Here is a 13,126-nt window from a genome sequence, read left to right on the forward strand (position 1 = left end):
GCTCGATGAATTGATCTCGCTCAATCAGAATCCCGGACCGCGCATGAGGCAGATCAAATTTGTTCACCTCGACCCGTGCTTTGATAGCACTTGCTCTTCCACCCCTTTGGAGAACGGCCCATGTTCAAGAACATCCTGGTCCACATTCCGACGGAGCTGTCGCCACGTCCCGCGGTCGACGGATCAGTTTCGCTCGCGCTCGGCACCGGTGCGCATCTCGACGCAATGGCGATCGGCTACGAGACCGCTAGCGTACCGTTTGTCGTTGAAGGCGGTGCGGCGGTCGCCTCCCTGTTCGAGGCTGAACATGAGCAGGCCTTCGAACGCGCCGAGGTTGCGCTGCGCATCTTCGATATCGAGGCACGGAATGCGGGGATATCGTACGCGACCCGCGCCGTAGGTGCGCTCCCCATCGATGCGCGGGAGATGATCTGCGCGAGCGCGCGACTGCATGACCTGACCGTGGTGGTGCAGCCGCTGGGCGAATATAACAGCTACGACAATGTGATCCCGCGCGAGCTCTTGTTCCAGGCCGGGGGTCCTGTTCTGTTCATGCCCTATACGTTCCACGGCGCGTTCTCGGCGAAGCGAATCGGGATCTGCTGGGATGGCAGCCGGCTTGCCGCCCGCGCGCTGCATGACTCGATGCCCCTATTGCACGCAGCCGACGCTCTCGTGGTCATCACCATTGATGGCCCTGACCCAATCCCCTCGGAAAGCTCCACCGACCATTTGGTCCGATATCTTGCAAGGGCCGGTCTTCCGGCCAAGATCACGTCGTTGTCGGCGTCCAAGTCCGAGGTTCAGTCAATCCTACTGTCGATCGCGGCGGATGAAAGCCTTGACCTTCTTGTGATGGGCGGATACGGCCACTCCCGCCTGCAGGAAACCCTGCTCGGCGGCGTGACGCGCGACATGCTGCGCACGATGACCGTCCCAGTCCTGATGTCTCACTAAGCGCGAGCCGAACTGTGAAGCATCCAGCCGGGACATTTCAGAGCCATATCGCTCGTGGCTTCGTGGTCATCAGCGCGATCTGCGCCGCGCTGACTCCAGCCGCCGCGGACCAGGAGCAGGGCCGTCGCCTTGCGCAGCTCTACTGCGCCCGCTGCCATGCAATCGATCGGGTGAGCCCGAGCCCACTGAGGATAGCACCTCCGTTCCGGACATTGCACGAACGCTATCCGGTCGAGATGCTGCAGGAATCGCTGGCGGAGGGAATCGTCACCGGCCATCCGACCATGCCCCAGTTCAGCTTCGAGCCGGACCAGGTGGGCGACTTCATTCTGTTCTTGAAATCTCTCGAGCGGGGCCAAGCGGACCGTTGAGCCAGGTCAATGCGCGGAACGCACAAAGCCTCATTGTTCAAGCTTCAACACGGAGGTCCGACATGCGTGCGCATCAGATAATGACCAAGCATATCATCGCCGTCAGTCCGCACACGAAGATCCTGGATGCGGCCAATATCATGCTGCGATGTCACCTCAGTGGTCTGCCGGTGATGGACGAAGACGGCACGCTCAGGGGCATGGTGTCCGAGGGAGATTTCCTGGACCGCGCCGAGATCGGCACAGGACACAAGCGCTCGGCATGGCTGGAACTGTTCACCGGCGTGGGTCGCGCTGCGACCGATTTCGTGCACGAGCGCGGCCGCAAGGTTGAGGACGTCATGACCACGACCCCGATCACAGTCGATGAGCAGGCGCCGCTCGACGAGATCGTGCATCTGATGCACAAGCACGCCGTGAAGCGGGTGCCGGTTGTGAAGGGCAAGACCATGGTCGGAATCGTCACCCGGGCGGACATCCTGCAGGCCGTCGCTTCGCTGGCGCGCGAAGTTCCCGATCCGACCGCCGACGACAGCCATATCCGTGAACGTATCCTGCGCGAAATCAACGCCACCGGCTGGCGTCCCGCCGGCTTCCAGGTCTGGGTGCGCAACGGCGCCGTGCATCTGCACGGCCTGATTTTCGATGAACGAGCCCGCCAGGCCGCAATCGTGCTCGCCGAGAACACCTCGGGCGTCAGGGAAGTCCACGATCATCTCTGCTTCGTCGACGGCTACTCCGGCTACTACGTGGAATCGCCGGAAGACGTCAAGGCGGCTAGCTGATCAGATCGAGGAGGCCAACATGGCAATGAGTACACTGCTTGTCGTCACGGCCGTCTGTCTCATCTTCGCGATCTTTGCGCTCGTGCTCGTCTTGACCGATCGCAGCACGACGCGCTGGCGTCAGGAACAGGACCGAGCCAGCACACGCGCTGCCTATCCCGATAAGAACGGGACCTAGCAGCGCTTTTTGCCTCGCGCGCCGAGACACTGATGTCTCGCCGTGCGGCCACCGTTTATTGCTCTGCATTCTCGGAGCTACGTACAAATACGTAAGTGGCTTCTACTTAGGGGAAATATCCAAATTTCCCGATCCAGAAGATGCGATCAATCTGCCTCCATCGATCTTCCCAATCCATGGAGCGTCGCCATGCAGACCCAGAACGCCATTTCTTTCGAGAACAGCCGTCACCCGACCAGCATCCTCAGCCGGCAGGCGCGCGTTGAAGGGCCCTTCGGCATGATTGGGACGCCGATGCGGTTCGCCCGCAACAGCGAAATTTACGGCGAGGACGAGGCCGCGGAATACCTCTATCAGGTCGTTTCCGGCGCCGTCCGAACCTACAAGATTCTGGAAGACGGACGTCGCCAGATCGGCGCATTCTATCTGCCCGGGGATATTTTCGGCTTCGAGGCCGGCGAGACCCATATCTCCTCGGCCGAGGCCGTCTCCGAGACGCGGGTCATCGTGGTCAAGCGCGCCGCGCTCATGGTCCGTGCGACCCACGAAAAGGATCTGGCACGCCAACTCTGGGATGCGACGGCCCAGGAACTGCGTCGCTTCCAGGAGCATCTGATGCTGCTGATCTGCAGCGCTGAAGATCGTGTCGTCGGCTTCCTCCACGACATGGCGCGCCGCGCCGTCAAGAATGCGGCGATCGAGCTTCCGATGTCGCGGCAGGATATCGCCGACTATCTCGGTCTGACGATCGAAACGGTGTCACGCACCTTTACCCAGCTCGAGCAGAACGGCGTGATCTCCCTTCCGACCTCGCGTCGGGTGGAACTGCGCAACCGCGCGATGTCGAACCGGAACGTGGCCGCGTAAGCGAAGGGCGCGCCAGGCTTCGATAATCGGCCGCAAGTGAGAGGCTAGGAATAGGATGCGGTCGGCCCTGGCGATCACCTATGGGCAGGACAAGCTGCCGCGCTACACCAGCTACCCCACGGCTCCGCATTTTTCTGCGGCGGTCAGCGAGGTTGATTACGGGGCATGGCTCAAGTCAGTTCCAGCTCGGCAGCCAGCCTCGATCTACCTGCACGTGCCGTTTTGCCGGTCGATGTGCTGGTACTGCGGGTGCCACACTTCCATTACCAGCCGCGACGAACCGGTCGCCGTTTACGCCGCCGGCCTTCGCACCGAAGCGCATCTCGTTACGGAAGCGGTCGGTCAGCGATTGCCCGTCTCCCACATCCATTTCGGTGGCGGCACTCCGACGATCATGACGCCCGAAACCTTTGCCGACCTCGTCGTCGGACTGCACGAAAAACGAGTAGCGTAGCGCGCTGGAGATCAGCACCGGAGGTAGGCGACCGCCTACTCGAGTTCTTCGTCAGCATCCGCGGCGGCGTCACCGATGCTACCCACGAGCGCGGCCGCAAGAGTTTGCGCACGCTAAATAATCTCGAAGTATCGTTGGCGCTCAAAGTCAGTAACTCGATGTTGAATGGCTTCCCACTCCCAACGGCGGGAGCACGAGAAGGCTTCGACAAACCTATCTCCAAATAGATCGATGGCTTTTTGCGATCGCGCAAACCGGCTTGTGGCCTCTAATAAATTTTGGGGAAGCCGCTCGAGGGAACGTTCATTTTCCTCGCTTGCATCACCAACAAACGGAGCTGCTAAGTCAGCATCCTCCTCAATTCCTAGAATGCCGGAGCCGAGGGCACTCGCGAGAGCGAGATATGGATTCACATCTGCGCCACTCAGTCTGTACTCAAGGTGGTGCGCTTCCGAGCCTCCGGGGATGACCCGCACCGCACAGGAGCGATTGTCGACCCCCCAGCTTGGGCAGATTGGAGCCCAAAAGCCGGCGACCAATCTCTTATAGCTATTCACGTTAGGCGCAACCAGCACACAAAACTCCGTCATGTACTTCAGCTGTCCGCCAATGAATTGGCTCATAGTTTCCGAGATGTTCCACCTCGTCTCGCTGTCGTAGAACGCACTGTTGCCATCAGATGACATTGAGATGTGAATATGTCCCGACTGACCCGGCCAATTCTCAGACACTTTGGCCATAAACGAGGCCGTCATCCCTTTCGTCTGCGCCCACGATTTTATCATCGACTTGAATATGACTGCTCGATCAGCTGCATCCAGGGCATCACAATGACGCAGCGACGCCTCAATCACGCCGGGCCCGGTTTCAAAATGAAGCCCACTGAGAGGCGTCCTAGCGTTTTCGCACAACGCTAGGATCTCGTCGAACAGCTCTTCGTTCGCAATGGCCCTCGTCAGTGAGTAACCGAATGGCCCAAGCGTGAAAGGAGCCCATTCATCAAAGGGCTTATTATTGATGGTCTCGGCGCTCTCCTTGAAAAGCATAAACTCAAACTCGAACGCAGCAGTACAGCTATATCCATGCTCAGCTGCTCTTCTTAGGACCTTACGCAGAACACCACGCGGGCAGATGCTCTCATGGGCGCCCACAAACTCAGCTAGGTACAGATCCCGCCGATTGGACACGGGACGACCGGTGCGCGACAGAATGCGCAGGTCCGCATCCCCGAACGCTGATGGCGGCCTCTTGGTAAAACTCGCTGGTATCACTCGGTCCGAACAATCCCAGGCAAGCACGGCTTCAGAGAATCTGACGATTTTGTCTCCATTCGAAAGATCCTCAGCCGCGACATGCTTCCCTCGAAGGACACCGTCAAAGTCGCACACTCCAGCCACCGCGACGCGAGCCGTGTTCACGCCAATCCCGATTTCGCTTGGCATTAGTTCTGACCTAGGCCCGCCAGATCGAATACCTCGTCCACCCGCATTGCTCGCAACTTGCGATAGTCACTCTCAAGCTGGTTCAAGTCGTTGTTCACGAGGTACACGATACCCGGTGTTGACGCCAAATCGGTCGTCGGAACCAGATTTTGTCCCACTGGAACGAACGCAATTGCATCCGCGAAACTTGGCAGCTTACGGATTGTTTCGAGCCCCGGATAACCGCGGACAAGACCGCCTACGTCAGAGATGAGCGAGACGCATAGCGCGTGAGCCTTCCGACCGTACGGGCCGCGCTGCCTCATATGTGCAAGAAAGCCAGCAGGATCTGCGTAGCGCCACGCCGTTAGGGTCATGTGATTGTGACCCAATGCCATCGTCCGGGCTTTTCTGGACATTGTCCCTTGGAGCCTCGCACCAAAGTCCACCAGAACCGGCCCCGCCTTGTCGACGATGATCTCCGCATGAGCCGGTCCGTTGACGATCTCGAGCGCTTGCAACGCACGCATCAAATAGTTGGACAGCTGTTCCACGACTGGATCCTCTCCATCCAGCAAGCGCTCGAGCGAGCAGACCGTTGCTGCGCCCTTTACGGGAACGGTGTCGTAGGTCCAGACCTCCGTGACGAAACTTTCTCCGTCGATCGACACGGCATTTACAGTGTATTGTTGTCCCCTTATCTTCTCCTGCCCAAGAGCAAGGTGATTCAAGGCTCCGACACGATTCGTCTTTCCTACAATGGCACTCGTAGCCCGCTGCACGTCAGCATCAGTCGCGCAGAAAAACACATCCTCCGTACCGGTGCTATTCAGCGGCTTGATTACGATTTCGTCGAAGCTTGCTTGTCGCTTCCAGCTTGTGAAGTCTTCAGCATTACTTGACACCACCTGCCTGATCGATCGCACTCCTGCGGAGGACAACGCTTCAGACAAGCGCGATTTGTCGCGTCTTGCAGCTGACCGGGCGGTTCCATTCGAAGGTAAGCCGAGCCGCTCGGACAACGAGTCCGCCAGCTCAACTCCGGTCTCGCATCCGGCTATAATGAATTCCGTCTCTCGGCATCGAAGCGCCGCCAGATGATATTCGATAAGCTCCTCGTCCCTCATGTGCTCGTCCGGACGAATTAGCTCATCATATAAAGCAGCGTCGAAATGCGAGCGAAAGATCGGAGGAACCTGCGCAGCCGACATCACATGCACCGTTCCAATCCCGTAACGTCTGAACTCCTCCGGCAGGTAACGGCCTGTCGAGTACGCATCGACTATTGCACAATGACGCTTGTTCATCTGGACCTCCGATACTGGACATAAATGGCGCAAAGGGCGACAGCCGTAATGAGAATATTTCCAATGAAGGTGTATGAAGAGGGCGCAATACGAGCATCGCAATACTGAAACAGAAACGAGATGATCGGAGCCGCGGATAGGACCATGTTTACCGTCATTGGTTCTACGCGGCGGATGCCCTCCTGAATCAGAAGCAAAGGAACAATGATCGTCGATAATGCAACGATCGCGATCGCATACCAACGCTGCGAGACCTCAAGTTCGATTGAGGAGCGATCGACGAAAAGCAGCAGCAACAAAATCGTGCCATAGAAACGATGAGCAAGCACTTGTCGGCCCGACAATCCACGGTCGAACAGCAATTTCATGAGGACATTGGTAAGGGCGAGCGATAGGCCGGCCATGATAGCCACAAAAATGCCGAAGGATGACCGAGGCCCCCATTCGACGCCGGCATTGCCGCTTGCCGAAATCCAAATCATGTAACCCCCGATGAGCGCAACCAACGCACTTACGCCGACGTCCGATTTCGGGGGAAGGCCCTGTTTTCTGATCAGGGCGTTCAGCCACACCGTCGCAGCAGGCCCCAACGCCACCATGAACGTGACGATGATAGCGGGTTCGGCGTATTTCAGTCCGATGAAAAGCCCAACCCAGCTGATTGCGGTGACGACGTTGAGCGACGCCAGGGCTGTAAGCGAGGACTTCGTGATCCTTGGCCGACCGCTTTCGCGCCGAGCCAAAAGGTTGAACGTCAGGCATACCAGAGCAAAGGACAGCAGGAGAGTGCTATAAATATCTGCCTGCTGAAAATACGATGCCGCATAGATGTCGCCTGCCGCACTAACGATGACATAGAGGACGACAAAGAGAACTCCCACGGCGAAACGATGCGCCCCCGTTTGTTCCGTCTGCACGCGCGTGGAATCGAGCGATCCAAGAGCCTTTCTCGAACCGAGTTCGAGAGACTCTTGTTCCGATTTACAAGGAGGACATTTCCCTTGGCGTTTCACAATATCCCTATCGCTTATTTCTCTGGCAGTACGCGACACATGCCTCTCCGAATGCCTTGAAGATTCGCCTGCTCAAAAGATCGGTAGCCACGTGCCACTCCGGATGCCATTGCACACCAATCTGCAGGGTCGGCGCGCCAATTACGGAAACGGCTTCGACCAAGCCGTCGGCCGTCCAGGCTTCGGGCTTCAGCGCAGAGGCAATGTTTTCTATGCCCTGGTTATGCAACGAGTTGACTTGCGCCTCGGTCGCGCCCGCTATCGGGAAGAGCACACCATCAGACGGTATTGTTACGCAGTGCGCCACATCGTACTGGCGATCCCTTGGGAGAGATGGCTTCTCGGCGTGCATCGCTCCACTCTCCGGCCTCCATTCCGACAGAGACGCATGAAGCGTGCCACCGAAATAGACGTTAAGCTCCTGGAGGCCACGGCAAATGCCCAATATGGGCATCCCGAATGCAACGGCCGCGCCAATGGCTGCCGCGGACAGCCTGTCCCGTGGACGGTCGCGGATGCCAACTTCAACATCGGTTTGGTTCGTCGGTGTAGTGGAAGCAGGCGACCGCACGACGGGAGCATCAATATTCGATTCATCTCCAGTCAGCACCAGACCGTCCAGCCTGGACATGATTGGAAGAACGCCATCGATCCCCACATCATCGGCATCGATAGTCGGTAGTATCACGTTCGTCACCCCCGCGTAACGAACGAGGGCATGCACGTATTTGCGCCGCAACCAATCGCGGTGCACGCCATCAGCCAAAAGACGGTTTGAGGTGATGCCAACCACGGCTCGGACTGATTCTGCCTGTTGCGAGATCAAGCCAGGTTCTCCCGCGCATTTGCGCCAGCCAGGGACTGCTCATACAGGCGTCGATTTCGCTGCTTTAACTGGGAGATTACGCTCGGCTGACCTTGAGGTCCCTTGACGAATAGCCCTCCCCAAGTTGAAGCAACGCTTGCGTACTGAGGATCCTGCATTCGAATTTTCTGAGCTTTGCGCAAGAGCCAGAAAGGGATGCCGGGCGACAGATGATGCTCTAGGTGGTATTCATCCAAATTCTGCCCGAAGATCGCTCTTTCCAGAAAATTCCCCTTTCGGTTGCGAGTTAGATAGACGTTCTTGGTTTCGGTCTCGCACATGGGCGAGTGCTCGGCGAGCTCGATAAACCAACCGAGGACCTGAAACGTGGTGAGATAGGGCACGATCCAGAACAGGATGACGAAGTGGAGGATACCAAGAAGATATGACCCGCCCAGTATGGCGAACCAGAACAGATAGAAGCCATACTTATCGACAAGAATGCCCGACCGATCCTGGTCCTCGCTATCTGCTATCGAAAACCGGTTCGTCCAAAGGTACTTCATATACGCGACCGTCGCGCCACCCAGTATCGGCTTCCAGATCATATTGAAGGCGTACCGCCCAGGAGGCTGGACGTCGTAAACACCGCGGGCCAAAAAGAATTTTAGATCAGGATCCTTCTCCGGGTCGCCCAAAAACGGGTGATGCAGATAGACGTGTGAGATCCGATATGCCCAATGGCGCTGGAACAGAGGATAAGCCGCGAACAGAATCCCCAGGACATAGTTCCAGGTGGTGTTTCTGGCGAGGGTACGATGGGCCGCATCGTGAGCGATTGTCGTCAATCCACGTTGATAGGCACCTATCAGTAGAACAGCGAGCGGATAGAGCCACCAGGAGAAAGAGATCGTCGCGACCACGCAGGCTGCGATTACAGCATAGTCCTTGGCGATATAAGCAGCTCCCGTTATGTTATCTGGTCTCAGCTCGGAGAGCTGCTTGTTGATCTCGCGGCTGAATTGAACCGCCTCATAACGTGACGACCTCAGTTTCCAAGCATCTGCCTGTTTCATGCGAACCCCTTCCTGACAGCTTCAGGTTGTCAGATTGCCGAAAGTGCCTTGTTCAAGTCCTTGATGATGTCGTTGACATCTTCGATGCCGACACAAAGCCGGATCGAGCCACCAAATATGCCAGCGGCTTCGCGCTTTTCCCGTGGGACGGTGGTGTGGGTCGTTGAAACAGGATGTGTCACAAGCGTGCGGGCATCCCCCACGTTTGAAACGTGGTACATCAAGTCGACGTTCTGGATGAACTTGCGTCCGGCTTGTTCGTTCTCGACCTCAAACATGACCATCGCCCCGTGCCCATACTCTGCGTTGAGTGTTTGATCGATGGTTTCTCGATCAGCTCCTTCAAATAGGCCTGGGTAAAAGACGCGACATACTTTTGGATGTTCGTTAAGAGCCTCGGCTACGATCTTCGCGTTTGCGCAATGCTGCTTCATGCGAAGGTGCAGTGTTTCAAGCCCTTGGATCAGTTGAAAGCTTGCAAAGGGGGCGATGGCCGCACCGGTATCGCGCAGCCAAGTCATCCGGGCTTTTAAGAGAAACTCGCTCCGAGCGAGATCCTCGATATCCTGCAACGCGTTGCGCCAGATGATGCCACCGTGGGCGTCGTCAGGGTTGTTGAACAAGGGAAAGCGTGAGCTCCCCCTATAATCGAAAGCGCCGTTGTCAACGATTAGTCCGCCCAGGGTCGTGCCATGGCCGCAAATGTATTTGGTCGCGGAGTACGTCGTAATCGCGGCACCGAGCGCTGATGGACGGCACACGAGCGGCGTTGTCGTATTGTCTACGACCAGGGGCACGCCGTGCTTTCTGCCGATTTCTGCCAGCTGCTTGACGGGAAGCGGAATAAGACATGGATTCGAGATCACCTCTCCGAACAGGCATATTGTGCGATCATCAATGGCACGTTCGAAGGTCTCTGGGTATCGAGGATCTGCCGTCTTAACGCTGATACCGAGACGCCTCAACGTGTTGTGGAGCAGGTTCCACGTATTGCCATATAGGTACGGAGATGCGACGACATTGTCCCCCACTTCGCCACTCGACAAGTTGACGATTGCAAGGAACGTCGCCGCTTGGCCTGATGCAACGGCGAGTGAGTCGCTTCCCATGTCGACAGCGGCATATCTCCTTTCCAGGGCACGGGTCGTCGGATTGATAATCCGCGTATAAGTGAAACCATCGGCCTTTACGTTGTAGACGTCCGCAATATGGTTGAGATCACCGTCGAGTTCGTAAGCCGTATTCTGGTAGATCGGCACTGCCACGGCCTTAGTTGTGGGATCGCGACGATATCCGGCGTGCAGAACAGCAGTTTCCGTGGAAAATGGGTACCGCGAGGCGGTCGCGATTGAATGCGATGTGTCGGCACGACTCTCGCTAGTCTCCCGGGGTGACGTCCGTCCCGCAAGCCCGGTGCGACCAGACCGAAAATATGTGCGAAAGGCGCACCCCAACTGCTCGATCCAACTGGGTTGAATTTCTCCAATACAGCCAATGCGAAAACTCCGGGTCGGAAGATGGAGCTTCGAATAGACGTACAGATTGTGGGCCGCCAAGTGACAATACAACCGATCGAACGCGACCTGATCCGAAATCCCGGCCGGCGCAGCGAACGCCACGCAGATGGGAGACTGTAAGTTCGTCGCGAGAAGCGGGGTAGCCAAACCGTCGAGTTCGTTGATGACGCGATCTTTTATCTTTTCGTACCTGCGGCGCCTAACGTCGATGCCTTCGTCTCCCAAGATCTCGAGCGCCTTCGTGGCTGCCTGAACGATATGTGTGGGCGGAGTCGATCGCCATTCACCTGTGTCCTCAAACGAGCGCCATTGATCTCTAACGTCGAGCACAAATGATTTCGGTTCTTGAACCGCATTCTCCAGAATTTCGTGAGACGCAATGACATAAGCGAGCCCTGGAGGGCCTTCTATGCACTTGTTGCTCGACGTGACCAAGACGTCTGGCCCGCCACGATTTAGGTCGATGTGGATGCCGCCGAACGAACTCATTGCGTCGACGATGGTCTTGATCCCTCGCTGCCTTGCACCGTCTACGATTGCCTCGAGCGGATTGACGATCCCCGTCGTGGTCTCGCAATGGACAAAGCATAGGTGAGTGATGGCTGGATCTTGGTTCAGACAGGCGGCGATTTCCTGAGGGTCCAAAGCATCGGTGGCTCGCTTGACAAGCTGAACTGCTTGAACACCCCAGAGCCGGAGAATCTTGAGTATGCGCTCACCATAGATGCCGTTTATGCAAACGAGCGGTCGGTCACCCTGCGACACAAATGACGAGAGAGCGGCTTCCATTGCAAAAGAGCCACCTCCCTGAATAGGGACAACCGAGTATCCTTTTGGATTTCCCGACAGATTGAGCATCAACCGCCTCATACGGGCGGTCACTTCCTTGAACTCGAAATCACGCGATGCAAGGTCGAACTGCATCTGCGTTTTGACCGCTGGCGCGAGTGCAAGCGGACCAGGCGTTAACAAAGAACGCTGCCTTGTCACCCCATCCTCCCCTATAGTTGTATTAATCCGCGACTCTGGAGCACCGCCGCGCGAGGCGCCCGGCCCTTCCTGGCTTTGACATCGAGATCCTTGAAGCGATCTGCACCGCGGAGATCATGACGGAAGCACAGGTCAAGACGGCGCCACCATCTCGAGTCGCGAACGAGACAGTCAGCCAATTTGACTGGGTCTGGCCGCTGCCGTTCAGTGAAAAATGGAAGTTCGCCAGCGGTCTTCGCCGGACCATCGCGCGAGGGCACTGAGCCAGCCAGCGAACCCACAACTGCCGCTGCTGACCGCGCTCATCTTACAAGAGCCTAAGAATTGGGACATTCGCACTTTTTGTCACTCGTTAACCGGCTATGTTTGAGATCGTACAACTTGACGCCACGTGCGATTCAACCCCCCTTTCAACGCGCGTGGACGAATATTTCCGAATTTGCATGACGTGCGGCCCCGCGCTTCACTAGCCCACGCCTACCGCTGCCAAAGTCGGCCAGCATGACGCCTTTGCGCCTAAACGCAGCTGCCCCGGCAACTCGGATTTGACGGCAAGTCGCAGCGCCTGCGATTTCTCTTCCGTTGCGTAGACTGCTTGAGAGTTTCCAACCACCGGACGCTTTCTTTTTTCTCGATGGGAATCCGGGTCGGATTGATCTTCTTTTTAAGCGCTGCCGTCCCCTTGAATTTCTTCCGGGTCCAGAACTTAACGGCCGCCAACCCCAGCGGCACCCCCTCGATTGTAACCGCGAGGCTCGAATGCATCAGGATGCCGCAAACCGCGCGGGGCTCCGTATCATCCCCAGACCCAGGGCAAGATCGAGCGCTGGCATCAGACGCTGAAGAACCGCATCCTGCTCGACAACTATTACTTACCCGGCGATCTCGAACGACAGATCAGTGTCTTCGTCGAGCACTACAACCACGTTCGCTACCATGAGAGCATCGACAATCTCACGCCGGCCGATGTCTACTTTGGCCGAGCACAGACAATCCTGGCCGAACGTCAGCGCATCAAGTGCGACAACATCGCAAATCGTCGCTTGCAGCATCGACTGCAGGCCGCTTAAAGTCTAACCCCTGATGAGCCAGAGCCTCCCTTCCCGAGCCGCCTAAGCAGTCTCAAATCATCTGACGACGGACAGAATGAACTTGAGCCTATCCATTTGCTGTAGGCCTCCCTGAGTGACTGTCAGAGCCAACCGAGAGCGTCTGTTCTGGTAGCTCCCGTCTCGCCATAAGCTCCGCGATCGTGGCAAGTGCGACGCACATTTCGGTTCGCCCCTCAGACCATTCTCGGAGCACCGCAACAGCGTTCTCGAAGGCCTGCTCATTGGTCATGGCATGATCTCCACGAAGGGACGCATTCAGCCGCGCGGGCGCGT

At 57.2% G+C, this 13,126-nt stretch carries 12 protein-coding genes and 1 pseudogene; 7 read left to right on the forward strand and 6 right to left on the reverse strand.

Annotated elements, in window-relative coordinates:
• Nucleotides 1-120: 120 nt before the first annotated feature.
• The 6 genes from QA639_RS33210 (at nucleotide 121) to QA639_RS33235 (ending at nucleotide 3,612) form a co-directional block, all read left to right on the forward strand.
• A complete protein-coding gene (locus QA639_RS33210) occupies nucleotides 121-957 on the forward strand; it encodes a universal stress protein (protein ID WP_283088133.1) in 837 nt (278 codons plus the stop codon).
• A gap of 62 nt (nucleotides 958-1,019) precedes the next feature.
• Nucleotides 1,020-1,328, forward strand: a complete 309-nt coding sequence (locus QA639_RS33215) for a c-type cytochrome (protein ID WP_225644107.1) — start codon at nucleotides 1,020-1,022, stop codon at nucleotides 1,326-1,328.
• A 62-nt stretch (nucleotides 1,329-1,390) separates the two neighbouring features.
• Entirely contained in the window at nucleotides 1,391-2,113 is a 723-nt protein-coding gene (locus tag QA639_RS33220) for a CBS domain-containing protein (protein WP_283088134.1), read from the forward strand.
• 19 nt (nucleotides 2,114-2,132) lie between these two features.
• On the forward strand, nucleotides 2,133-2,291 hold the full coding sequence (locus QA639_RS33225) for a hypothetical protein (protein WP_225643913.1): 159 nt from the start codon (nucleotides 2,133-2,135) through the stop codon (nucleotides 2,289-2,291).
• 189 nt (nucleotides 2,292-2,480) lie between these two features.
• A complete protein-coding gene (locus QA639_RS33230) occupies nucleotides 2,481-3,158 on the forward strand; it encodes a helix-turn-helix domain-containing protein (protein WP_283088135.1) in 678 nt (225 codons plus the stop codon).
• Between the two features lie 55 nt (nucleotides 3,159-3,213).
• Nucleotides 3,214-3,612, forward strand: coding sequence for an oxygen-independent coproporphyrinogen III oxidase (locus QA639_RS33235; RefSeq protein ID WP_283088136.1), 399 nt, complete (start codon nucleotides 3,214-3,216; stop codon nucleotides 3,610-3,612).
• A gap of 113 nt (nucleotides 3,613-3,725) precedes the next feature.
• On the opposite strand, the gene QA639_RS33240 is transcribed toward QA639_RS33235, so the two are convergent.
• The 6 genes from QA639_RS33240 to QA639_RS33265 are packed head-to-tail and all read right to left on the reverse strand — an operon-like array spanning nucleotide 3,726 to nucleotide 11,675.
• The gene (locus QA639_RS33240) at nucleotides 3,726-5,054 is read right to left on the reverse strand and encodes a glutamine synthetase family protein (RefSeq protein WP_283088137.1); all 1,329 of its coding nucleotides are present in this window, start codon (nucleotides 5,052-5,054) and stop codon (nucleotides 3,726-3,728) included.
• A complete protein-coding gene (locus tag QA639_RS33245; protein ID WP_283088138.1) occupies nucleotides 5,054-6,340 on the reverse strand; it encodes an ATP-grasp domain-containing protein in 1,287 nt (428 codons plus the stop codon). Before QA639_RS33245 ends, QA639_RS33240 begins: the two co-directional genes overlap by 1 nt.
• Nucleotides 6,337-7,392, reverse strand: a complete 1,056-nt coding sequence (locus tag QA639_RS33250) for a DMT family transporter (protein WP_283088139.1) — start codon at nucleotides 7,390-7,392, stop codon at nucleotides 6,337-6,339. The genes QA639_RS33245 and QA639_RS33250 overlap by 4 nt, the downstream gene beginning before the upstream one ends.
• Entirely contained in the window at nucleotides 7,361-8,179 is an 819-nt protein-coding gene (locus QA639_RS33255) for a gamma-glutamyl-gamma-aminobutyrate hydrolase family protein (RefSeq protein WP_283088140.1), read from the reverse strand. The genes QA639_RS33250 and QA639_RS33255 overlap by 32 nt, the downstream gene beginning before the upstream one ends.
• Nucleotides 8,176-9,234, reverse strand: coding sequence for a dhydrorhizobitoxine desaturase (rtxC, locus tag QA639_RS33260; protein WP_283088141.1), 1,059 nt, complete (start codon nucleotides 9,232-9,234; stop codon nucleotides 8,176-8,178). Before rtxC ends, QA639_RS33255 begins: the two co-directional genes overlap by 4 nt.
• A gap of 29 nt (nucleotides 9,235-9,263) precedes the next feature.
• A complete protein-coding gene (locus QA639_RS33265) occupies nucleotides 9,264-11,675 on the reverse strand; it encodes a 2-aminoethylphosphonate--pyruvate transaminase (RefSeq protein ID WP_410712204.1) in 2,412 nt (803 codons plus the stop codon).
• Nucleotides 11,676-12,523: 848 nt separating this feature from the next.
• Here QA639_RS33265 and QA639_RS33270 point away from each other — a divergent pair.
• A pseudogene (locus QA639_RS33270) lies at nucleotides 12,524-12,811 on the forward strand (integrase core domain-containing protein); the annotation flags it as partial.
• Nucleotides 12,812-13,126: the final 315 nt, after the last annotated feature.

It is taken from the genome of Bradyrhizobium pachyrhizi (assembly GCF_029714545.1).
Classification (GTDB): domain Bacteria; phylum Pseudomonadota; class Alphaproteobacteria; order Rhizobiales; family Xanthobacteraceae; genus Bradyrhizobium; species Bradyrhizobium pachyrhizi.